Genomic DNA, 22,434 nt, shown 5'->3' with positions numbered 1-22,434 from the left:
CTGCCCGCTCCACCCTCCTACGCTCGCCTCGGGATCGGCGATCACCGTGTCCCGTGTCCCGTCACCGTTGAAGTCGGACTCCGTCCCGAGGGGCACGACAGCCGCAGCCACCGGCGTCTGTCCTGAGATCAACCCCGCCACCAGGAGCACTGCAGACAGCGCTCCCGTCGCGCACATGCGGCGTATCTTCCCCAGCCGGTCCACCCATCCCGCTCACAGGAGAAACACATGAAGACGAGAGCATCTTGGCGACATGGGCATGACCTGAAGCGATCTCGATCATTGAGTGCGCGACCAACGACACAGCAACTATTCGGGCGTCGTTCATAACGTGACGTTCTATGACTCATTGCGTTGCAAACAGAAGTAAGGCGTCCCATTGCCGAGGCGCGAGAGCTGACCAATCCGGAAGAGATCTGAGCCCGAAAGGCTGAGAATTCGCAGCAAGTTTCCCTTGAATAATTCCCTTGTTCACTTGCGGTTGATGGATGGATGCAGAGATTCAAGTGCTCTCCCTTGCCACCGGTTTGGGCCGACGTGTAGAGCCTCCTTGACGTGAGCCAGGCGGCCATGAATTGGGCTTGGCCGCTGGGGGGTGAGAGCGGAGGTAGGGCACGGCGACGGGACAGGAAAAGGCGCAACTAAGTTTTACGTTTACCGCACTGATCACTTATGCTCTCCTGGCCCCACGGCGCGACGATTCCGCCCCCGGTCAACCGGTGGCGTTCCCTGTGTTGGGCGCACACTGGATTCGTGTCGGAGGCTTCGGACAGTTATGGCACTTCCACAGCAGGAGCGGATTCAGGCCGCTTCGGTGATTGACAGAGTCCCGCGTTGGGACAATGTGAGGGCGCTGTCCGCGACGTTGATCGTGGTACTGCACACTACCGGGCCGGCCGTACCGGAGGGTGGACTGCTCGAAACCTTCAACATCACCATGTGGCCGCTGCGCGTCCCCGCTTTCGTCATCCTCGCAGGGGTGTTCAGTCAAGGCAGCCGACTGGATTCAAGGTACGCGCGCGCCCTCGTCGGAAGGATCATCGTCCCCGCCACACTGTGCTGGATCCTGCTCTCGACGGAGAAGGTCCTGCTCGGTATGGAGTTCACCTTCCACCTGAGCCGATGGCCCTGGACTCTGTGGTTCCTGATGGCCCTGCTGTGGTGGCGGCTCCTGCTCCCCCTCATAACCCAGCTGCAGTATCCGCTGCTCTGCACGACGGGACTCGCGCTCGCGGCCGGCTACTTCGGCGAGATCGGCGACAACTACGCGGGGGCTCGGACCCTGATGTATTTGCCCCTGTTCTACCTGGGTTGGCGCCTCGGTCAAGGCACCCTGTTCGCCTCGTGGTTCACCTCGCGACACACCCTGCCCATCGCCTGGGCCGGGCTGATCGCCGGTCTCGCCGGCGCATTCCTTGTCTGGCGGCCATGGCCTCACTCCGCAGTGCCATACGAGGACGTGCCTCTGCCCATCGAGCTCGCCTGGTTCCCCCGGCTCTTCATCCTGGTTGCGTCGGCAGCTCTGGTGCTCTGCCTGCTCCGAGTCACCCCGAACCGGCGCATCCCCTACATCACGTCAATGGGCGCCGCAGGCTTCACCATCTACCTGCTCCACCCGTTGTTCATCCGTCCCTTCCTGGTCCTGGGCTACGCCGACCGCATCGACACCCGCTCCGAGCAAGCCGTCATGTTCCTGAGCGCGGTCGCCCTGGCAGCCATCCTCGGCAGCCCGCTGGTGCGACGCCTGGCGCGTCCCCTGACCCGTCCTCCGATCGACCGCTTCCTCTTCAAACCGAAGCCGAAGACACCGGCACCGGCACCGGTGCCGCAGTCGCCGCAGTCGCCGCAGTCGCCGCAGTCGCCGCAGTCGCCGCAGTCGCCGCCGAGGGAACTCGTCGGCTGACGCCAAAACGACAGCGTCAACAGGAACACGAAACCGCCCGGGATCAGTCGGGCATCGTGCCCCGGTCAGCCGCACAGAGGACGAGCCACAGCGATTTCGGTAATGGACCCCACCGCCTGTGGGACCGGGTGGTCCCGGAGGGATGGGAACGGTCATACGGCGCACCAACCACCGGGACCCGTCGCTGGCGCGCCTCGCCGGTCTCCAAGTCGACGCTCGGCGCACCCAACACGTCCTCGAACAACTCGCTGACCTCTCGGACGAGTGCCAGCCGGTGCTGGCAGTACCCTGCTCGTCCAGGTGCATGACACTGCCGACACTGCCGAGGAAGAACAGCACGCTGCCCCCACTCGACAAGCTCCCCGACACGGAACCGGTGGTGCCCGCAGTGAACCTCCAGATGCGGGGAGAGGGACTGGACGGGCGTCAGGCCGATCCCGAACCTGCCGGTGGGCTCGGGCTGCTCTGCACGTCTGCCTTGCTGGTCAGCCAAGGCATCGCCAGGGCCAGAACGTCCGGCAGCCGTACGGTACTGCAGTTGTGGGCGACGACGAATTCCCGTTCCGTCGTCAGAATGCGTACTCACGTGGCGTCGAGGTCCAGGGCGTTCTGCACGATCTCCGAGAGCCCCTGTAGAGAAACAGCGTCGAACGAGCGTCAAGACGTTTCCCGAACCCGTCCCTCACGGAGTTGAGGCAGAGCGTTCTCGACCCGCGCCCCGCTGCGAAACCGCAGGTGAGACATGTGGCGGGAACCTGCATCATGTTCCACGCGGTGGACTTCGGAAAACAGGTCGAGCACACCCAGCCTGACCTGAGCATCACAGGAAATCCGCAGGTCAAAGCCCTTTTTCGGCGGGCTCAAGAATCGCCACGCACTCCACGTGCGCCGTCATCGGAAACAGATCGAACGCCCGAAGCATCCGCACCCGATACCCCCCATCCCGGAAGTACCCCAAGTCCCGCGCCAACGCCGCCGGATCGCACGCCACATAAGCGATCCGCCGAGCCCCCAGCGACGCCAGATGCTCCACCGTCTTGCGTCCAGCCCCCGCCCGCGGCGGGTCCAGGACGATGAGGTCGACCTCCGTGATGCCCGTGCGCGGCAGGACCGACTCGACCTTGCCCTGCTCGATCCGCACGCGGTCGAAGTCCGCGAGGTTGTGCCGCGCGTCCTCCACCGCCCGCTTGCCGGACTCGATGCCGAGCACGGCACCCTTCTCCCCCAGCCGGTCGGCCAGCGCGCCCGCGAACAGGCCGACGCCGCAGTACAGGTCGAGCGCCATGTCGCCCTTGCGCGGCAGCAGGCCCTGCATGACCGCCGTCACCAGCGTGTCCGCCGCCTTCGGGTGGACCTGCCAGAAGCCGCCCGAACCGACCCGGTAGGTGTGGTCGTCCGCCCGCTCCCGGACGAAGGGCCGGCCGTGGACGCGGTGCACGCCGCCGTCCTTCTCCTCGACCCGCATCACCGACACCGGCCGGTCCAGCTCCACGATCGGCAGCCGTGCCCCCGGCCGTGGCGTCAGGATCACCTGCCGGTCCTGCGACCCCGTCGCGGCGATCGCCTCGACCGACGCCATCCCGGGCCACTCACGCTTCTCGATGCCCAGCTCGCTGACGCCCTCGGCCGCGATCATGCAGTGGTCGATCGGCTCCACCTCGTGCGAGCGGTGCCGGCGCAGACCGGCGCGACCCGTGGCGTCCACCGCGTACTGCACGCGCGTCCGCCACTGCGGCACCTGACCCGCAGGAAGCTTGTCGCCCTCGGCCGGCATCACCGTGCCGTCCCAGCCCGCCTCCTCCGGCGTGAGCCCGGCGAGCCGCTGCAACTGCTCGGCGACGACCTCGCCCTTGAGCCGCCGCTGCGCCCCCGGCTTGGCGTGCTGCCAGTCGCAGCCGCCGCACCGGCCGGGGCCGGCGTAGGGGCAGGGCGCCTCGACGCGGTCCTTGGACGCCATGAGCACCTGGACCGCGTCCGCCCGCAGGTAGCGCGCGCCCTCCTCGCCCTCGGTCACCCGGGCGACGACCCGCTCACCGGGCAGCGCGTGCCGGACGAACAGCACCTGGCCCGCCTCGGTGCGCGCGATGCAGTGCCCGCCGTGGGCGACGGGGCCGACCTCGACTTCGTACTCCTCCCCGACGAGCGACCCCACCTGCGGTTTCTTCGGTTCTGCCTGCATGGCGGGGGCGCTCCAGATGCGAGAGGGGGGTACGACCGGACAACAGCCCACCAGTCTACGTGCTCCGGAGACGGCGAAACTGACACGAGCCCGCACCCCGGCACCCCGGCACCGCGGCACCCTGGCACCGCGGCACCCTGGCGCCCCACCGCTCCGTCACCCCGGCACCGCGGCACCCCTGCGCGCCTGCGCGCCTGTACCCCGGCACCACCCCTGCACCCTGGCGGCCCACCGCTCCGGCACCCAGCAGTCCGGCACCCCGGCGCCCCACCACTCCGGCACCCAGCAGTCCGGCACCCCGGCGCCCCACCACTCCGGCACCCAGCAGTCCGGCACCCCGGCGCCCCACCACTCCAGCACGAGGCACTCCGGCACCCCCCTCCTCGGCACCCCTGCGCCGCTGCATCCCCGGGCCCCCGGAAGGTCGGCGGCCGGGGACAGGGATGCCTCGGCACCCCTGCGCCGCTGCTTCCCCGGGCCCCAGGCCCCGGTGCGTCGGGGGCCGGGGGCCAGCCCCCGGCCCTCAGGCCTCGGCGGGCCCCACCCCGCTCACTCCTTGCCGCTGGGCTCCTTCGTCTGCTCCTTGGCCTGCTCCTGCGCCGGCCCCCGCCGCACCGCACCGGGAGCGTTCCAGTCCTGCCGCCTGCCGGCCCGCTTCTTCGCCACCTCCGACGACTCCAGCTGGTACGGCACCGACGTCACCATCACACCCGGCGTGAACAGCAGCCGGCCCTTCAGCCGCAGCGCGCTCTGGTTGTGCAGCAGGTGTTCGTACCAGTGCCCGACCACGTACTCCGGGATGATCACGGACACCACGTCCCGCGGCGACTCCCGCCGCAGGCTTTTCACGTACTCGATGACCGGCCGCGTGACCTCGCGGTACGGCGAGTCCAGCACCTTGAGCGGCACGGTGATCCCACGCCGCTCCCACTCGTCGCGCAGTGCCTTGGTGTCGGCCGGGTCGACGTTGACGCTGAGCGCCTCAAGGGTGTCCGCGCGCAGCAGCTTGGCATAGGCGAGGGCGCGCAGCGCCGGGCGGTGGATCTTGGAGATGAGCACCACCGAGTGGATCCGCGACGGCCGGACGCTGTCGTCGCTCGGGCCGTCCGGGGCGGCGAGTTCCTTGGCCACGTGGTCGTAGTGGCGGCGGATCGCGGTCATCGTCGCGTAGAAGATCACCATGCCGAGCAGCGCGACCCAGGCGCCGTGGGTGAACTTGGTGACCAGGACGACGACCAGGACCAGGCCGGTGAAGAAGGCGCCGAACGTGTTGATCGCGCGGGAGCGGACCATGTGGCGGCGCTTGGCGAGGTCGGTCTCCGTGGCCAGATGGCGGTTCCAGTGCCGGACCATGCCGATCTGGCTGAGCGTGAAGGAGACGAACACACCGACGATGTACAGCTGGATCAGACGCGTGGAGTCGGCGCCGTAGACCCACACCAGCAGCGCGGCGGCGCCTGCCAGCAGCACGATGCCGTTGGAGAAGGCGAGGCGGTCGCCGCGCGTGTGCAGCTGGCGCGGGAGGTAGCGGTCCTGGGCGAGGATCGAGCCGAGCACCGGGAAGCCGTTGTACGCCGTGTTCGCGGCCAGGAACAGCACCAGCGCGGTGGCCGCGGCCAGCACGATGAACAGGAAGCTGCCCTTGCCGAACACCGCCTCGGCGACCTGCGAGATCACCGGGTTCTGGACGTAGTCGGAGCCAACCGGGACGCCCTTGTCGAGCAGGTCGTGGGCCGGGTTCTCGGCCATCCGCACGTTGGACGCCATGGCGAGGCCGATGATGCCGCAGAACATGGTGACGGCCAGCAGGCCCATCAGCGCCAGCGTGGTGGCGGCGTTGCGCGACTTGGGCTTGCGGAAGGCCGGGACGCCGTTGGAGATCGCCTCCACGCCGGTGAGCGCGGCGCAGCCGGAGGAGAAGGCCCGCAGCAGCAGGAAGACCAGCGCGAAGCCCGCGAGGCCCTGGTGCTCGGGCTTGATCTCGAAGTCGGCCGTCGGCGCCCGCATCGTCTCGCCGAGCACCAGGCCGCGGAAGGAACCCCAGGCGATCATGATGAAGACGCCCGTGACGAAGACGTACGTGGGGATCGCGAACAGCTTGCCCGACTCCTTGACCCCGCGCAGGTTCATCAGGGTCAGCAGCACGATCACGGCCGAGGCGCAGAACACCTTGTGTTCGACGACGAACGGGATCGCGGAGCCGAGGTTCTCGATCCCGGAGGAGATGGAGACGGCGACGGTCAGGACGTAGTCGACGAGCAGGGCGCTGGCGACGGTGAGACCGGCCTTGGGGCCGAGGTTGGTGGTCGCGACCTCGTAGTCACCGCCACCGCTCGGGTAGGCGTGGACGTTCTGCCGGTAGGAGGCCACGACCGTGAACATCAGCACGACGACCGCGACGGCGATCCAGGGACTGAAGTGGTAGGCCGACAAACCCGCGATGGACAGGACCAGCAGCACCTCGCCTGGCGCGTAGGCCACGGAGGAGAGCGGGTCGGAAGCGAAGACGGGGAGTGCGACGCGCTTCGGCAGGAGCGTTTCTCCAAGCCGGTCACTGCGCAGCGCGCGCCCGATCAGGATCCGTTTGGGCACGTCGGTCAGTTTGGACACAACAGAGGATCGTAAGCCTTCGAACAGGGGACCGCCTACCGGCCTCCCCGCATCTGCCCCCCGAGTGAAATACCCGGCAGGTCAGGGCACGGATCCGGCCGACACGACCGCCCACATGTCTATATGACAAAACCCTTTCCGTACGACCGTTTCGACCACGTTTTCGTACGGTCTTCCCGAATGCACCCTACGCCTCCCCCGCCACGCCTTCCCCTCTCCGCCTTCCCCGCTCCCTCCCTCCTCTCCCCCCTTCCCCCTCCCCCTCGACCCCGGAGGTCCCATGCCCGCGGCCGCAGAGCTCATCGGCGCCCTCGCCTCGCTGGTGGTCCTCGGTATCCTCACCGTCCTCAGCGTCTGGAGCATCAGCCGGCGTTGATCAGCGCGAACCGTGCACAGGGGTCCCCGCCGCGGACCGCGCGTGTGTAGCTTGGTCGGCGGTCTGAGACCCTGTTTCAAGCCAAGTCAACATCCCTGACCTCGGAAGGACGGTCGTGCACATCGTCATCATGGGCTGCGGCAGAGTGGGTTCCGCTCTCGCCCAGACCCTGGAGCAACAGGGGCACACGGTCGCCGTGATCGACCAGGACCCCACCGCCTTCCGACGACTGGGCTCCTCTTTCGGTGGCCGCAGGGTCACCGGCGTCGGCTTCGACCAGGACACCCTGCGCGAGGCCGGCATCGAGGAGGCGGGCGCCTTCGCCGCGGTCTCCAGCGGCGACAACTCCAACATCATCGCCGCCCGAGTGGCCCGCGAGATGTTCGGTGTCGAGAACGTCGCCGCCCGTATCTACGACCCCCGCCGCGCCGAGGTCTACCAGCGCCTCGGCATCCCGACGGTCGCCACCGTCCGCTGGACGGCGGACCAGATGCTGCGCCGGCTGCTGCCGTCCGGTTCCGAGCCGCTGTGGCGCGACCCCACCGGCGGCGTCCAGCTCGCCGAGGTGCACGCCTCCAGCGCCTGGGTCGGCCACAAGATCAGCAAGCTGCAGGAGGAGACGGGCGTCCGTGTGGCGTTCCTCACCCGACTCGGCGAGGCCATACTGCCCACGTCGCAGACCGTGCTGCAGGAGGGTGACCTCGTGCACGTGATGATGCGCAGCGACGACGTCGAGAAGGTCGAGGCGTCGTTCGCCGAGGGACCCGAGTTGGAGGGCGGTCACTGATGCGCGTCGCCATTGCCGGAGCCGGCGCGGTCGGCCGGTCGATCGCCGGTGAGCTGCTGGAGAACGGCCACGAGGTCCTGCTCGTCGACAAGGCGCCGACCGCCATCTCGGTCGAGCGCGTCCCGCAGGCCGAGTGGCTGCTGGCCGACGCCTGCGAGATCACGTCCCTGGACGAGGCAGCGCTCCAGCGCTGCAACGTCGTGATCGCCGCGACGGGCGACGACAAGGTGAACCTGGTCGTCTCCCTGCTGGCCAAGACGGAGTACGGCGTCCCGCGCGTCGTCGCCCGCGTCAACAACCCGAAGAACGAGTGGCTGTTCAACGAGTCCTGGGGCGTAGACGTCGCCGTCTCCACGCCTCGCCTCATGTCCGCCCTGGTCGAGGAGGCGGTCAGCGTCGGTGACCTGGTCCGCCTGCTGCGCTTCAGCCACGGTGACGCCAACCTCGTCGAGCTGACGCTGCCGGAGGAGTCGGCCCTGGCCGGCACCCAGGTCGGTGACGTGGAATGGCCCGAGGACACCTCCCTGGTCACGATCATCCGCGGCACCCGCGTCCTCACCCCGTCCCGGGAGGACTCCCTGGAGGCGGGCGACGAACTGCTCTTCGTGGCCGCGCAGGCCCGCGAGGAGCAACTGGAGGACCTGCTGTCGGTCCGCCGCGAAAACCCGGCGGACTAGCCACCCACCCACAACAACACCGAGGGCGCCCTGCAACCCGCAGGGCGCCCTCGCGCGTCGAGCCCGGGGTTCGACTCGGGGACCCGGACATCCCTGGGGCCGTCCCGCCGGACACCAGCCCAGCCAACCCGGCCACCCGGCCGGACAGCCGCTCAGCCACCCACCCGGGCCGCACCGCCGAAAACCCGCTCGGCCGGCCAGCGGCCCCAGGTACCAGCTTGTCGGCGCCACGTGGCGCCGCCCCCGGCTGCCTGCTCGGGCGCCCCGAGCACCAGCTCGGCGGACTCATGCTGCACAGCCAGCCCAGCTACCAGCCGAGAACCCATGCCGTGCCGCCCGGCCACCCGCTGACCGCCGAGGCCTAGGCTCCGCGTCGCTCTTCCTCCGCCTCGCGGCGCTTCTCCTCCGCCTCCATCTCGGCGAAGACGTCGATGGGCGGTGGCGCTTTGGCCAGGAAGACCCAGGTCAGCCACACCGCCAGCAGGAAGGGCGGGATCTTCAGCGCGACCAGCACCCAGCCGAGCTGCGTGGTGTCGGCCCACCAGTACAGCGGGAAGAGGATCGCGCACTTGGCGAGGAGGATCAGACCCCACGCCCAGCTGGCCTTGGCGTACGCCCTCTTGCGGCCCGGGTTCCGGGTACGCCAGGAGAGGTTCTCCTTGAAGACCGGGCCGAGCATCAGCCCGATCAGCGGGACACCGGCCAGCGTCGTGATGATGTAGGCGAGGGCCAGGCCCAGCGTGTACAGCATGCCGGGCAGATAGAAGTCCTTGGCATTGCCGGTCATCATCGCGAACACGACGCCGAAGGCCACGCCGAAGACACCGCTGAAGGCGTGCTTGACGGTGTCCCTCGTCGCCAGGCGGACCACCACGAGCAGCACGGACACACCGAGTGCGGCGAGCGCCGACAGGTGCAGGTCCTTGTTGATCGTGAAGATCGTCACGAAGAGGAGGCCCGGCAGCACCGTCTCGATCATGCCCCGCACGCCGCCGAAAGCCTCGAACAGCGCGGCCTCCGTCACTGCCCTGGCTTCGTGCTCCGTGTCTTCGGTGTGTTCAGTCGGCTTGTCGAGCGACGTCACCGGCTACTCCCGTCCGAGGGGTCTCAGTTCGTACTTGGGGTTGAACAGCACCCGGCGGCCCCGGCTCATCGAGATCCGGCCCGATGCGATCAGCTTGCGCCCCGGTTCTATTCCGACGATGGAGCGCCGTCCGAGCCACACCACATCCAGTGCGGCGGAGCCGTCGAACAGCTCGGCCTCCAGGGCCGGGACTCCCGCGCGCGGACGCAGCGTGACCGTGCGCAAGGTACCAGTAACGGTGACGATCTGCCGGTCGTGACAGTCGCCGATGCGCGTACAGCCCGCGGTCTCGGCGTCCTCCCGCAGCTCCTCGGACTCCAGGTCCTCCTGCGAGGAGGAGAGCCGGTCGAGCATGCGCCGGAACCGGCCCACCGGCTTGTCGGAACGAGGAACAGCACTCATGTCTGAAGCCTACCGGGGTGACTGACAGCAACGTACCCCCAGTCACCTACCCCGGTCCCACCGCGCGAACCGACCGCACGGCCCCGACTCGCGCCCGGAGTCGCGCCCTGGCTCGCGCCCCGGCTCACTTCTCGAAGCGGTAGCCCATCCCGGGCTCCGTCATGAAGTGCTTGGGATGCGACGGGTCGGCCTCCAGCTTCCGCCGCAGTTGGGCCATGTACACGCGCAGATAGTTCGTCTCCGTCCCGTACGACGGCCCCCACACCTCCTGGAGCAACTGCTTCTGGCTGACCAGCCGGCCGGTGTTGCGCACCAGCACCTCCAGCAGATGCCACTCCGTGGGCGTCAGCCGTACGTCCCGGCCGCCCCGGTTGACCTTCTTCGCGGCGAGGTCGACGGTGAACTCGTCCGTCTCCACGACCACCTCGTCCTCACCGGCCCCGGCGGGCTCGGCACGGCGCACTGCGGCCCGCAGCCGGGCGAGCAGCTCGTCCATGCCGAACGGCTTGGTGACGTAGTCGTCCGCGCCGGCGTCGAGCGCCTCGACCTTCTCGTCGGAGGAGTGCCGCGCCGACAGCACGATGATCGGTACCCGGGTCCAGCCGCGCAGTCCCCTGATCACCTCGACGCCGTCCATGTCGGGCAGCCCCAGGTCGAGGACCACGACGTCAGGGTGGCGGGCGGCGGCGAGCTGGAGGGCGGACGCCCCGTCGTGGGCCGCGTCGACCTCGTACTTGCGTGCCCTGAGGTTGATCACCAGCGCGCGCACGATCTGCGGCTCGTCGTCGACCACGAGCACTCTGGGGGTCTGGGGAGCACCCCCAGTGGAACTCACCATGAGGCCTGCCTTTCTGAAGGTACGGAGAGGGTCTCGGGACGCGTCCCCGCGCGCAGGGTGAGGACCATGGTGAGGCCGCCGCCGGGTGTGTCCTCGGCGTTCAGGGTGCCGTCCATCGCCTCCGCGAAGCCGCGGGCGACCGCGAGGCCGAGACCGACCCCGGCACCGCGCGGGGCGTCGCCGTACCGCTGGAACGGCTCGAAGATGCGTTCCTTCACATCGTCCGGCACCCCGGGGCCCCGGTCCACGACGCGCACCTCGACGCGGTCGGCGAGGGCGCTGGCGGCGACCAGCACCGGCGTACCGTCCGGGCTGTACTTGACGGCGTTCTCCACGATGTTCGCCACCGCCCGCTCCAGCAGCCCGGCGTCCACCCGGACCATCGGCAGGCTCTCCGGCACGTCCAGGATCACGCTGTCCTCGGGTACGCCGCCCAGCGCCATCGGCACGACCTCGTCCAGGTCGATCTCGCGGACGATCGGCGTGACCGTGCCGGTCTGCAGGCGGGACATGTCGAGCAGGTTGCCGACCAGGTGATCGAGCCGGTCGGCGCCCGCCTCGATGCCTTCGAGCAGCTCCGCCCGGTCCTCCTCGGACCACGCCACGTCGTCCGACCGCAGGCTGGAGACGGACGCCTTGATCCCGGCCAGGGGCGTACGCAGGTCATGGCTGACGGCGGCCAGCAGCGCCGTACGGATGCGGTTGCCCTCGGCCAGCGCCCGGGCCTGGTCGGCCTCCTCCTGGAGCCGGCGGCGGTCCAGCACGACCACGGCCTGGGCGGCGAACGCGGCCAGCACCCGGCGGTCCTCCGCCGGCAGCACCCGTCCGGTCAGCGCCAGCGCCAGGTGGTCCCCGACCGGCATGTCCACGTCCGCGTCCTCCGGGCGCTCCACCGGCCCGCCGACTCCCACGCGGCCCACGCAGGTCCACGGGTCGACGTCGCTCTCGCGCTCCAGCAGCGCGGCCGACTCCATGCCGAAGGTCTCGCGCACCCGCTCCAGCAGCGCCTCCAGAGTGGTCTCGCCGCGCAGCACGTTGCCCGCGAGGAAGGACAGGATCTCCGACTCCGCCCGCAGCCGGGCCGCCTGGTGGGTGCGCCGGGCGGCGAGGTCCACCACCGACGCCACCGACACCGCGACGGCCACGAAGATGACCAACGCGACGATGTTCCTGGAGTCGGAGATGGTCAGCCGGTGCAGGGGCGGGGTGAAGAAGTAGTTCAGCAGGAACGATCCGAAGGCCGCCGCACCGAGGGCCGGCAGCAGCCCGCCGAGCAGCGCCGCCGCCACCGTCAGCGCCAGGAACAGCAGCACGTTGTTGGCGAGGCCGAGGTCGACGGTGTTCAGCACCACCGCGAGGATCGCCGGACCGGCCAGGCCGACGGCCCAGCCCCAGATGATCCGGGCGCGCCCCAGCCGCGCGCCGCGGGCGACGGGAAGTCCCCGCCCCTTGCCCGCCTCGTCGTGCGTCACGATGTGCACGTCCAGGTCGGGGCCGGACTCCCGGGCCACGGTCGCGCCGACGCCCGGCCCGAAGACGTATTGCCAGGCCTTGCGCCGCGAGGAGCCCAGCACGATCTGCGTGGCGTTCACCCCCCGCGCGAACTCCAGCAACGCGGCCGGTATGTCGTCCCCGACGACATGATGAAACGTCCCGCCGAGGTCCTCCACCAGCGTCCGCTGCACCGCCAGCTCCTTCGGTGACGCCGCCGTCAGCCCGTCGCTGCGCGCTATGTACACGGCGAGCACCTCGCCCCCGGCGCCCTTCTCCGCCAGCCGCGCCGCCCTGCGGATCAGCGTCCGCCCCTCCGGACCGCCCGTCAGACCCACCACGATCCGCTCCCGCGAACCCCAGATCTTCGACACCCGGTGCTCACTGCGGTACTGCTTCAGATACTCGTCGACCCGATCCGCCACCCACAGCAGCGCCAGCTCCCGCAGCGCGGTCAGATTCCCCGGCCGGAAGTAGTTCGACAGCGCCGCGTCCACCTTGTCGGGCCGGTAGACGTTCCCGTGCGCCATCCGACGGCGCAGCGCCTGCGGCGACATGTCGACAAGCTCGATCTGATCCGCCCGCCGTACCACCTCGTCGGGCACCGTCTCCTGCTGCCGCACCCCCGTGATCGACTCCACCACGTCGCCGAGCGACTCCAGATGCTGGATGTTGACGGTCGACACCACATGGATGCCCGCCGCGAGCAGTTCCTCGACGTCCTGCCAGCGCTTGGCGTTGCGCGAGCCCGGGACGTTCGTGTGGGCGAGTTCGTCCACCAGCGCGACCTGCGGGTGGCGGGCCAGGACGGCGTCCACGTCCATCTCGGTGAAGGTCGCGCCGCGGTACTCCAGCCGCTTGCGCGGGACCTGCTCCAGGCCGTGCAGCATCACCTCGGTCCGCGACCGGTCGTGGTGCTCGACGAAGGCCACCACGCAGTCCGTGCCGCGCTCCACCCGGCGATGGGCCTCGGAGAGCATGGCGTACGTCTTGCCCACCCCCGGTGCCGCGCCGAGGTAGATCCGAAGCTTGCCGCGTGCCATGGCCTCATTGTCCGTCTTTCGCAAAATGCTGCGTACGCAGCGTCGACCTTACGGCCAACGTTCCAGGCAAAGCGGACAGGCAGGGGGCCGGGAGGCGCCTTTGACAGAACCCTGACGCACCGGACGGCGGGCCCCGGCTGCGGCGCACCGGACACCGGCACGCGCGGACGGCCGTACGCGAAAGGGCCGCACCCCCACCGGGATGCGGCCCTCGCCTCGGCCTTCGGTCAGCGGACCTCGGTGATCTCCGGTCCGCGCTGGAGCTGCCCCATGCCGCCGGAGAAGCGCGAGCTGCCCTGGTCGTCCTGCTGGACGCCCTCGGGCACCATCTGCGCGTCGTTCGGCAGCTTGAGGACGATGGGATCGCGGGGGGCCATCGGGCCCTCACCGCGGACCACGACCGTGTCCCGGAAGATGTTCTCCAGCAGTCCGGCCGCCTGCGGCTGCACCGCGCCCTGACCCGAGATCACACCGCGCAGGAACCAGCGGGGCCCGTCCACACCGACGAACCGGACGACCTGGAAGCCGCCCGTGCCGTCCGGCAGCTGCACCGGCACCTGGGCCCGCAGCTCCCAGCCGAGCGGGCCCTCGACCTCGTCGACGATGCCGCCCTGCTGCGTGATGCCGCCGGCGATCTCCTCGCGCACCTCGCCCCAGATACCCTCGCGCTTGGGAGCGGCGAAGGCCTGGAGCTGGATGGCGCTGTCCCGCAGGACCACGGTCGCCGCGACGATCGCGTCACCGGCGACCTCCACCCGCAGCTCCATGCCGTCGACTCCCGGCACCAGCAGCCCGCCCAGGTCGACCCGGCCCTCGGCCGCGTCCCGCACCTCGGTGCTGTCCCACGGTCCGTCGGGCCGCGGCTCCGGCTCCAGCCGCACCCGCTCGCGCCCGACCTCTTCGTCCGCCTCAGTTTCGACGCTGTCGACGACCTGCTCGGCCTCGCCGGCCGCGTCCTCGGCGGCACCCTTCTTGTTGCGACGTCCGAACACGTCACTGTCCTTCCCGGTCGGATACGACCGAAGCGTATCGATTCCCACCCGCCTTGCCGCCGACGGCGGCATGACCGCTTGTGCCGCTCTCGTCGCCCACCGCGGCATGGCCGCCGGTGGACCCGAAGCCCCCCTCGGCCCGCACCGAGTCGGGAAGCTCCGCGACCTCCTGGAAGCGGACCCTCTCGACCTGCTGGACGACCAGTTGGGCAATCCGGTCGAAGCGCTCGAACCGCACGCTCTCGCGCGGGTCGAGATTCACCACGATCACCTTGATCTCCCCACGGTACCCGGCATCAACCGTCCCTGGGGCATTCACCAGGGCGACACCGCAGCGGGCGGCGAGGCCGGAACGTGGGTGCACGAAGGCCGCGTACCCGTCAGGCAGTGCGACAGACACCCCGGTCGGCAGCACGGCCCGCTCTCCGGGCGCCAGTTCGCGGGCCTCGGTGGTCCGCAGATCGGCTCCCGCGTCACCGGGGTGCGCATACGTCGGAAGCGGTACGTCCGCATCGACGCGCCGGATCAGCACGTTCACGGGGTCGCGGCTCACGGGTTCACCTCGAAGGCGCGGGCGCGCCTGATCTGGTCGGGGTCGTTCATGGCGGCCTGGATCTCCTCCTCGCGGCCGTGGTCGATGAAGTGATCGACCTTGACCTCGACGAAGAGGGCGTCGGCGCGGACGGCGACCGGACCGTCGGGGGCGCCTATGCGTCCGGTGGCCGAGGAGTAGATCTTCCGTCCGGCCACGGCGGTCACCTCGGCCGCGAGGTGCAGCGTGGTGCCCACCGGCACCGGCCGCACGAAGTCGGTCTCCAGCCGGCCGGTCACGGCGATGGTGCGCAGCAGCCAGTTCAGCGAGCCGAGCGTCTCGTCCAGGGCCGTCGCGAGCACCCCGCCGTGCGCGAGGCCGGGGGCGCCCTGGTGTTCGGGCCGGACGGTGAACTCGGCGGTGATCGACACCCCTTGGCCGGCCCGCGCTTCCAGGTGCAGCCCGTGCGGCTGCTCACCGCCGCAGCCGAAGCACTGGCCGTAGTGCGCGCCGAGGAGCTCACCGGGGGCGGGGGCGTCGGCGTGCCGCACGGGCTTCGTCGCGTCGGCGGGAGGCGTCAGAGCTGGGGATGTACCACTCACAGCCGCAGACCTTACCCGCCCGCCCGTCTCCCACCACCGCCCTGCCTGGCAGCGCTGCGCGCTGGCCCCCCTGATCCTGGCGGCGCGCGGACACCGTGCCAAGCTTGACGTCATGCAGCTTTCCGCCGCCCCTTACGAAGAACGCCTCACCGCGCCCCGCTCCTGGTGGCTGATCAGCTTCCTGGCCGGGGGCTCACTCGCCCTGATCCTGCTGCCCTTCGGCACGCTGCCGATGCTGGGCGGTCTGGTCGGCGGGACGGCCACCGCGGCGGTGGCGGCGAGTTCGTACGGCTCGGTCCGCATCCGCGTGGTGGGCGGCGCCCTGATCGCGGGCGAGGCGAAGATCCCGGTCACGGCGCTGGGTGAGGCGGAGGTCCTGAGCCCGGAGGAGGCCCGGGCCTGGCGCACGCACAAGGCCGACACCCGCGCCTTCATGCTGCTGCGCGCCTACGTCCCCACGGCCCTGCGGGTGGAGGTCAGCGACCCCGCGGACCCCACGCCCTACCTGTACCTGTCGACGCGCGAGCCGCAGCGGCTGGCGGAGGCGATCAGGACGGCACGGGAAGCGGCCGTCGCCGCGTAGGCGGCGCCGGGGTGGCCCGTCGGGGGCCGCTCAGTGCCCGAACCCCTTGTACCGGCCGTTCTCCATCGGCAACGCGTCCGCGGGCCGCTCCAGGGGCGGCAGCTCCGTCAGGCGGTCCCAGGGCACCTGCAACTTCCGCAGGTCCGCCCGGATCCGGGCGGCGAGCTTCTTGGTGTCCCGCCGGTTCATGGCCGCGCCGACCGCGGCGCCCACCATGAAGGGCATCAGGTTCGGCAGGTTGCGCACCATGCGCTTCATGATCTGCTGGCGCAGCTCGCGCTTCATCTGCCCGCCGAGAGCGGCGTTGACCGTGTTCGGCTTCATGGGGTCGATGCCGCGCTCCTCGGACCACGACTTCAGATAGGCGCTGCTGCGGTCCTTGAGGTTGCCCGCCGGCCGCACGCCGTAGACCTCGTGGAGCTCGGCGATCAGCTTCAGTTCGATCGCCGCGACCCCGGTGATCTCCGCGGCCAGTTCCGTGGGCATCGCGGGCGGAATGGGCAGCATCGCCGCGGCTCCCACGCCCGCCCCGACCGTCGCCGACGCGTTCGCCGCGCCCGCGACGAGCTTGTCCGCGAGCTGTTCGGGGCCGAGGCCCGGGAACTGCCTGCGCAGCGTCGCGAGGTCCCGTACGGGGATCCGCGGGGCGATCTCGATGAGCCGGTCGGCGAGGTACCCGAGGCCGGCCCTGGCGTGCCGGCCGCCCTTGCGGACGCCTTCCTTCGCCAGGTCCCGGGCTCTGTCCCGGATCACCGCCGCCCGTCGCCGGGCGACGGGTGCGGGGCCCTGCGCCGGCACCGGGAGGTCAGCCCGGTCACCGGCGGGTTCGAGCGAGGCCGAGCCGGCGGGGACCTGCCCCGTACCGGAAGAGCCTCGCTCGTCGTCACGCACGCCGTTAGGGCCGTCGGACGGCCCTGAGTCCGCTCCCCAGGGGAAGCGGCGCTTCCGAGGTGGGGTCGAGCCAGTCACGGCCGACCCCGCCTCAGTCGCAGTCGCGGCAGATCGGCTGACCGTTCTTCTCCCTGGCCAGCTGGCTGCGGTGGTGCACCAGGAAGCAGCTCATGCAGGTGAACTCGTCCTGCTGCTTGGGTAGTACGCGGACCGCCAATTCCTCGTTCGAGAGGTCTGCGCCGGGGAGCTCGAGGCCCTCTGCGGCCTCGAACTCGTCGACGTCGACGGCCGAGGCGGACTTGTCGTTCCGCCGGGCCTTCAGTTCTTCAAGGCTGTCCGAGTCGACGTCGTCGTCGGTCTTGCGTGGGGTGTCGTAGTCGGTTGCCATGTCGCTCTCCCCCTCCGGGTGTCTGCGGTGTCTCCAGCGCACGTAACGCGTGAGAGGCCGGACTTGTGCCCGACCCGAGGCGGAGATTTTGCCTCACATCAAGGTCTGTTACTCAATCGACACCCAACCGAACTCCTCGTGAGTGATCGGCTTGGATGGCGATCGGGACCGTACACGGTCCGATTGCCGCACTTCAAAGGGGTCCCACCGTGTACTTCCCGTGATCAAGGCCCCGGAAAACCCGGATTTTCCGGGCTTTACCGGACTCCCATGATCACGGTGAGTAGATGGCCGGAAAATCGCCTTTGTGATCGATCACACATAGGACCACCGGATGAGTGCCCCGAGAATTCCGCGCAAAGCGAACATCCTCGGGTGTGTCGCCAAGGATCTCAGATCGGGAACGTGACGCGCATCACGAGACCGCCTCCCTCTCGGGGCCGAGCCGCGATGTGCCCGCCGTGAGCCCGGGCCACGGACCGGACGATGGACAGACCGAGACCGACGCCCTTGTCGCTGCCGGTGCGCTCCGTGCGGAGCCTCCGGAAGGGCTCGAACAGATTGTCGACCTCGTACGCCGGCACCACCGGCCCGGTGTTCGCGACGACCATGACGGCCTGGCCGTGCTGGATCTCGGTGGTGACCTCGACCCAGCCGCCCTCGGGGACGTTGTACCGCACGGCGTTCTGCACCAGGTTCAGGGCGATCCGCTCCAGCAGGACGCCGTTGCCCTGGACGACCGCGGGCTCGCGTGTGCCCCGCATCTGGACACCCTTGGCGTCCGCCTCGGCGTGCACCTGGTCCATGGCCTGCGAGGCGACCTCGGCGAGGTCCACGGGCCCCCGCTCGACGATCTGGTTGTCGCTGCGGGCGAGCAGCAGCAGGCCCTCCACGAGCTGCTCGCTGCGCTCGTTGGTGGCCAGCAGTGTCTTGCCGAGTTGCTGGAGCTCCACGGGCGCCCCGGGGTCGGACAGGTGGACTTCCAGGAGCGTGCGGTTGATCGCGAGCGGCGTTCTGAGCTCGTGGGAGGCGTTGCCGACGAAGCGCTGCTGGGCGGTGAAGGCCCGCTGAAGCCGCTCCAGCATGTCGTCGAAGGTGTCGGCCAGCTCCTTGAGCTCGTCGTCCGGGCCGTCCAGCTCGATCCGCCGGGACAGGTCCGACCCGGCGACCGCGCGGGCGGTGCGGGTGATCCGGCCCAGGGGCGACAGGACGCGGCCGGCCATCGCGTAGCCGAAGGCGAAGGCGATCACGGCGAGGCCGAGGAGGGCGAGCAGGGAGCGGCTGAGCAGATTGTCCAGGGCGTGCTGTCGCTGCTCGTTGACGCAGGCGTTCATGGCCTGGTTGAGCTCGGACGCGGTCGGCGACCCCGGGAAGTTGCAGGTCTCGCTGGCCACCTGGCCGGAGAGGATCTTGAACGGCAGGTCACTGCCGACGTTCATGGCGTTCGCGGCGAGCAGGTAGATGATCGACAGCAGCATGATGCCGGCGATCAGGAACATGCCGCCGTAGAGCAGCGTGAGCCGTATCCGGATGGTCGGCCGCAGGAGCGGGAACGGAGGGGCTGCCTTCCTGGGGTCCCAGGTCGGCTTCGGGGGCGCCTGGGGAGGCGCGGGGTGCGCGGCCACCGCCGGTCAGATCCGGTAGCCGGAGCCGGGCACGGTCACGATGACGGGCGGCTCGCCCAGCTTGCGGCGCAGGGTCATGACGGTCACGCGCACCACGTTGGTGAACGGATCGGTGTTCTCGTCCCAGGCCTTCTCCAGGAGCTGCTCGGCCGACACGACCGCGCCCTCGCTGCGCATCAGGACCTCCAGGACGGCGAACTCCTTCGGCGCGAGCTGCACCTCGTTGCCGTCCCGGAAGACCTCACGGCGGTTCGGGTCGAGCTTGATCCCGGCGCGCTCCAGGACCGGCGGCAGCGGCACGCTGGTCCGGCGGCCGAGGGCACGCACGCGTGCGGTCAGCTCGCTGAACGCGAAGGGCTTCGGGAGGTAGTCGTCGGCGCCGATCTCCAGGCCCTCGACCCGGTCACTGACGTCGCCCGACGCCGTGAGCATCAGCACGCGCGTGGGCATGCCGAGCTCCACGATCTTGCGGCAGACGTCGTCGCCGTGCACCAGCGGGAGGTCGCGGTCGAGGACGACCACGTCGTAGTCGTTGACGCCGATGCGCTCCAGGGCGGCCGCACCGTCGTACACGACGTCGACGGCCATGGCCTCCCGGCGCAGTCCGGTGGCCACCGCATCGGCGAGCAGCTGCTCGTCCTCGACGACGAGTACGCGCACGTGGCTTGTCCTTCCTGTGTCCACCCACGGAGCGCCGGCGGGCGCACGCGAGCAGGGGGGTCTTCGGGGGTGTGTGGACCTCCATCCTGCCCTTTTCGGCCATAAGTCGGCAGTAAGGCGGGGGAGCGGCCAGCTGCGGCGGAGCGCTGGCCGACCTTGGCGATCATGGCGTCGGCTCCCCCTGTGGGTCGCGCGAGAAACGGGCGCCGGATCCGGGAATGAGGGATTTTCTCTTCCGGTTGAGGTTTCTGCGGGAGGGACTGGGGGGAGGACGGTTTACACCCCGCGATCACGCTCTGCTTGTGCCGCAGCACCATGCGGTACGCCGCGGTCCGCTTCCGCAGAGTGGACGTGGGTGTCCGGCACCGTCGCCGCCCGGCAGGGCAGCGCTGGGCACCCATGGGAGACGTGATCGCCCCTTCCGAACGGCACACCCCCGTGCCACCGACCCACGACCCAGGACGAGGGGGCGCAGCATGGACGCATTCACCGCAGGACTTCTGCAGCGCATAAGGGCTACCGAGTCCGACCTGACGCGGGCCCGGGACGAGGGCGACGACTTCCTCGTCGACGTGGAGCAGGGCGAGCTCGACGACCTGCGCCGTCTCGCGGCCGAACACGGTGTGGAAGTCGGCGCGACCAGCGTCTGACCCAGCACGACAGCGGGCCCCCGGCGAGTCCAGCGCCGGGGGCCCGCTGTGCTGTGGCGAGCCGTGGGACCGGCCCGCAGCCCGGCCCTCAGTCGTGCCAGGCGCCGAAATCCTCCAGGAGCCGCTGGAGGGGCTCGAAGACGCCAGGGGTACCCGCGACCGTCAGATCGGGTGACAGGAGCTCTGACGGGCGTCCCCCGGTCAGGGCGCCCGCCTCCCGGGCGACGAGGTCACCCGCCGCGTAGTCCCAGGCGTTGAGTCCGCGCTCGTAGTAGCCGTCGAGGCGGCCCGCGGCGACGTCGCACAGGTCGACGGCGGCGGAACCGCTGCGCCGGATGTCCCGGACCAGCGGGATCAGCTTCCGGACGACCTCGGCCTGATGGGCGCGGACCGCGGTGACGTAGTTGAAGCCGGTGGAGACCAGGGCCTGCTCCAGGGGCGCGGACGGCCGGCAGGCCAACCTGCGCTCGCCGTCCCAGGCCCCGGTGGCCCAGGCCCCACCGCCGCGCACCGCGTGATACGTCTCGCCGCGCATCGGCGCCGCGACCACCGCGGCCACGGTCTCGCCGTCCTGCTCGGCCGCGATGGACACGGCCCAGGTGGGCAGCCCGTAGAGGTAGTTCACCGTGCCGTCGAGCGGGTCGATCACCCAGCGGACACCGCTGCTGCCCTCGCTGGAGGCGCCCTCCTCGCCGAGGAAACCGTCGTCGGGGCGGCGGTCGGAGATCAGATCGGTGATCAGCTTCTCCGCCGCGATGTCCATCTCGGTCACCACGTCGATCGGGCTGGACTTGGTGGCCGCCACCGCCAGGTCGGCCGGGCGTCCGTCGCGCAGCAGTGCACCGGCGCGCCGGGCGGCCTCCTGGGCGAGCGCGAGCAGTTCCGGATGGCGGGCGTCGGTCACGTCGCTCCTCATGCGTAGGGGCTGTCGGCGCCCGCGGCGGCGGGACGCGGGGCGCGGGCCGGGCAGCAGCCCACCGGGCAGAGGTCGTGGCTCGCGCCCAGCGCGCCCAGGGCGCACCGCGTGACCTCCTGGCCTCGCTCGGCCGCGGCCCGCTCCCGGACGAGGTCGCGGATCGCGGCGGCGAACCTCGGGTCGGCTCCCACGGTGGCCGAGCGGCGCACCGGCAGGCCCAGCTCCTCGGCCTTGGCCTTGGCCTCCGTGTCGAGGTCGTAGAGGACCTCCATGTGGTCGGAGACGAAGCCGATGGGGGCCATCACGACGGCCGGGACGCCCGCCGCGTGCCGCTCCTCCAGGTGGTCACAGATGTCGGGCTCCAGCCACGGGATGTGCGGGGCGCCGGAGCGCGACTGGTAGACGAGTTGCCAGGGGTGGTCGACACCCGTGCGCTCGCGTACGGCGTCGGCGATCAGCCCGGCCACGTCCAGGTGCTGCCGGACGTAGGCCCCGCCGTCCCCGTGCTCCTCGACCGGGCCGGAGGTGTCGGCGGCCGAGAGGGGGATGGAGTGGGTCGTGAACGCGAGGTGCGCGCCGTCCCGGACGTCCCCGGGCAGGGAGGCGAGGGACTGGAGCACGCCCTCCACCATGGGCTCCACGAAGCCGGGGTGGTTGAAGTAGTGCCGCAGCTTTTCGATCTTCGGCAGGTCCAGGCCCTCGGCCTGGAGCGCGGCCAGCGAGTCGGCCAGGTTCTCGCGGTACTGCCGGCAGCCCGAGTACGAGGCGTAGGCGCTCGTGGCCAGGACCAGGATGCGGCGGCGGCCGTCACGGACCATCTCGCGCAGGGTGTCCGTGAGGTACGGCGCCCAGTTGCGGTTGCCCCAGTAGACCGGCAGATCCAGGCCGTGGTCCGCGAAGTCCTCGCGCAGGGCGGCCAGGAGGGCGCGGTTCTGGTCGTTGATCGGGCTGACCCCGCCGAACAGGAAGTAGTGCCGGCCGACTTCCTTGAGGCGTTCCTTGGGGATGCCGCGCCCACGCGTCACGTTCTCCAGGAACGGGACCACGTCGTCCGGCCCCTCCGGGCCGCCGAAGGAGAGCAGGAGCAGGGCGTCGTAGGGGGAGGCATCGAGCGCGTCTGGCATGCCTCCGATCCTGCCACCCGGCACCGACAGTGCTGCAACGGCGGGGTGCCGCACGGGCAGGAGGCCACACCCGCGGGTGCA

The 22,434-nt window shown here is 70.4% G+C and carries 22 protein-coding genes; 6 read left to right on the top strand and 16 right to left on the bottom strand.

The features are described 5' to 3' along the window. Positions 1-775: 775 nt before the first annotated feature. Complete coding sequence (locus ACFV6X_RS23595) at positions 776-1,903, top strand: acyltransferase family protein (RefSeq protein WP_385386450.1); 1,128 nt, start codon at positions 776-778, stop codon at positions 1,901-1,903. Between the two features lie 838 nt (positions 1,904-2,741). Here ACFV6X_RS23595 and ACFV6X_RS23590 read toward each other — a convergent pair. The 3 genes from ACFV6X_RS23590 to ACFV6X_RS23580 all read right to left on the bottom strand — a co-directional run bounded on the left by ACFV6X_RS23590 (position 2,742) and on the right by ACFV6X_RS23580 (position 6,692). Continuing rightward, on the bottom strand, positions 2,742-4,082 hold the full coding sequence (locus ACFV6X_RS23590) for a class I SAM-dependent RNA methyltransferase (RefSeq protein WP_385386448.1): 1,341 nt from the start codon (positions 4,080-4,082) through the stop codon (positions 2,742-2,744). Between the two features lie 156 nt (positions 4,083-4,238). Next, a complete protein-coding gene (locus tag ACFV6X_RS23585) occupies positions 4,239-4,457 on the bottom strand; it encodes a hypothetical protein (RefSeq protein ID WP_385386446.1) in 219 nt (72 codons plus the stop codon). A 174-nt stretch (positions 4,458-4,631) separates the two neighbouring features. Further along, positions 4,632-6,692 (bottom strand): APC family permease, encoded by a 2,061-nt coding sequence (locus tag ACFV6X_RS23580; RefSeq protein WP_385386444.1) that lies wholly within the window; start codon positions 6,690-6,692, stop codon positions 4,632-4,634. 491 nt (positions 6,693-7,183) lie between these two features. Here ACFV6X_RS23580 and ACFV6X_RS23575 point away from each other — a divergent pair, with 491 nt between their 5' ends. From ACFV6X_RS23575 to ACFV6X_RS23565, 3 genes are all read left to right on the top strand, one after another. Next, entirely contained in the window at positions 7,184-7,855 is a 672-nt protein-coding gene (locus ACFV6X_RS23575) for an NAD-binding protein (RefSeq protein ID WP_385386442.1), read from the top strand. Then, the gene (locus tag ACFV6X_RS23570) at positions 7,855-8,532 is read left to right on the top strand and encodes a TrkA family potassium uptake protein (RefSeq protein WP_365457934.1); all 678 of its coding nucleotides are present in this window, start codon (positions 7,855-7,857) and stop codon (positions 8,530-8,532) included. The genes ACFV6X_RS23575 and ACFV6X_RS23570 overlap by 1 nt, the downstream gene beginning before the upstream one ends. A 218-nt stretch (positions 8,533-8,750) precedes the next feature. After that, positions 8,751-8,897 carry a hypothetical protein gene (locus tag ACFV6X_RS23565; protein ID WP_385386440.1) on the top strand — a complete coding sequence of 49 codons (147 nt, stop codon included), beginning with the start codon at positions 8,751-8,753 and terminating at the stop codon, positions 8,895-8,897. Here the strand turns inward: ACFV6X_RS23565 and ACFV6X_RS23560 are convergent. From ACFV6X_RS23560 to ACFV6X_RS23530, 7 genes are all read right to left on the bottom strand, one after another. Beyond that, positions 8,894-9,616, bottom strand: coding sequence for a DUF3159 domain-containing protein (locus ACFV6X_RS23560; RefSeq protein WP_385386438.1), 723 nt, complete (start codon positions 9,614-9,616; stop codon positions 8,894-8,896). The genes ACFV6X_RS23565 and ACFV6X_RS23560 overlap by 4 nt on opposite strands. A gap of 3 nt (positions 9,617-9,619) precedes the next feature. Beyond that, positions 9,620-10,018: an OB-fold nucleic acid binding domain-containing protein gene (locus ACFV6X_RS23555; RefSeq protein ID WP_385386436.1), complete on the bottom strand. Its 399-nt coding sequence runs from the start codon at positions 10,016-10,018 to the stop codon at positions 9,620-9,622. Positions 10,019-10,142: 124 nt separating this feature from the next. After that, positions 10,143-10,856, bottom strand: coding sequence for a response regulator (locus ACFV6X_RS23550; RefSeq protein ID WP_385386434.1), 714 nt, complete (start codon positions 10,854-10,856; stop codon positions 10,143-10,145). Further along, positions 10,850-13,390: an ATP-binding protein gene (locus ACFV6X_RS23545; protein ID WP_385386432.1), complete on the bottom strand. Its 2,541-nt coding sequence runs from the start codon at positions 13,388-13,390 to the stop codon at positions 10,850-10,852. The genes ACFV6X_RS23550 and ACFV6X_RS23545 overlap by 7 nt, the downstream gene beginning before the upstream one ends. A 227-nt stretch (positions 13,391-13,617) precedes the next feature. Then, a complete protein-coding gene (locus tag ACFV6X_RS23540; RefSeq protein ID WP_385386430.1) occupies positions 13,618-14,382 on the bottom strand; it encodes a DUF3710 domain-containing protein in 765 nt (254 codons plus the stop codon). A gap of 1 nt (position 14,383) precedes the next feature. Continuing rightward, complete coding sequence (gene dut / locus ACFV6X_RS23535; protein WP_365459067.1) at positions 14,384-14,935, bottom strand: dUTP diphosphatase; 552 nt, start codon at positions 14,933-14,935, stop codon at positions 14,384-14,386. Continuing rightward, positions 14,932-15,516, bottom strand: a complete 585-nt coding sequence (locus ACFV6X_RS23530; RefSeq protein WP_365459064.1) for a hotdog fold domain-containing protein — start codon at positions 15,514-15,516, stop codon at positions 14,932-14,934. The genes dut and ACFV6X_RS23530 overlap by 4 nt, the downstream gene beginning before the upstream one ends. Positions 15,517-15,628: 112 nt before the next feature. On the opposite strand from ACFV6X_RS23530, the gene ACFV6X_RS23525 reads away from it, so the two are divergent. Beyond that, positions 15,629-16,099 carry a DUF3093 domain-containing protein gene (locus ACFV6X_RS23525; protein ID WP_385386428.1) on the top strand — a complete coding sequence of 157 codons (471 nt, stop codon included), beginning with the start codon at positions 15,629-15,631 and terminating at the stop codon, positions 16,097-16,099. Positions 16,100-16,129: 30 nt separating this feature from the next. Here ACFV6X_RS23525 and ACFV6X_RS23520 read toward each other — a convergent pair whose 3' ends face one another. The 4 genes from ACFV6X_RS23520 to ACFV6X_RS23505 form a co-directional block, all read right to left on the bottom strand. After that, a complete protein-coding gene (locus ACFV6X_RS23520) occupies positions 16,130-17,068 on the bottom strand; it encodes a hypothetical protein (protein WP_385386426.1) in 939 nt (312 codons plus the stop codon). A 13-nt stretch (positions 17,069-17,081) separates the two neighbouring features. Continuing rightward, entirely contained in the window at positions 17,082-17,378 is a 297-nt protein-coding gene (locus ACFV6X_RS23515; protein ID WP_003993510.1) for a DUF4193 domain-containing protein, read from the bottom strand. A 392-nt stretch (positions 17,379-17,770) separates the two neighbouring features. After that, positions 17,771-19,003 carry a HAMP domain-containing sensor histidine kinase gene (locus ACFV6X_RS23510; RefSeq protein ID WP_365459054.1) on the bottom strand — a complete coding sequence of 411 codons (1,233 nt, stop codon included), beginning with the start codon at positions 19,001-19,003 and terminating at the stop codon, positions 17,771-17,773. 6 nt (positions 19,004-19,009) lie between these two features. Next, on the bottom strand, positions 19,010-19,663 hold the full coding sequence (locus tag ACFV6X_RS23505; RefSeq protein ID WP_385386424.1) for a response regulator transcription factor: 654 nt from the start codon (positions 19,661-19,663) through the stop codon (positions 19,010-19,012). Positions 19,664-20,139: 476 nt separating this feature from the next. Here ACFV6X_RS23505 and ACFV6X_RS23500 point away from each other — a divergent pair, with 476 nt between their 5' ends. Further along, on the top strand, positions 20,140-20,313 hold the full coding sequence (locus tag ACFV6X_RS23500; protein ID WP_365460207.1) for a hypothetical protein: 174 nt from the start codon (positions 20,140-20,142) through the stop codon (positions 20,311-20,313). Positions 20,314-20,401: 88 nt separating this feature from the next. On the opposite strand, the gene ACFV6X_RS23495 is transcribed toward ACFV6X_RS23500, so the two are convergent. Next, positions 20,402-21,217 (bottom strand): inositol monophosphatase family protein, encoded by an 816-nt coding sequence (locus tag ACFV6X_RS23495; protein WP_385386552.1) that lies wholly within the window; start codon positions 21,215-21,217, stop codon positions 20,402-20,404. 8 nt (positions 21,218-21,225) lie between these two features. Beyond that, complete coding sequence (locus tag ACFV6X_RS23490; RefSeq protein ID WP_385386422.1) at positions 21,226-22,353, bottom strand: ferrochelatase; 1,128 nt, start codon at positions 22,351-22,353, stop codon at positions 21,226-21,228. Between the last annotated feature and the right edge of the window lie 81 nt (positions 22,354-22,434).

Source organism: Streptomyces sp. NPDC059861 (assembly GCF_042731435.1).
In the GTDB taxonomy this organism is placed as follows: Bacteria; Actinomycetota; Actinomycetes; order Streptomycetales; family Streptomycetaceae; genus Streptomyces.
The sequence above is the reverse complement of the archived record's forward strand: the minus strand, read 5'-3'. Positions and strand labels throughout refer to the sequence as shown.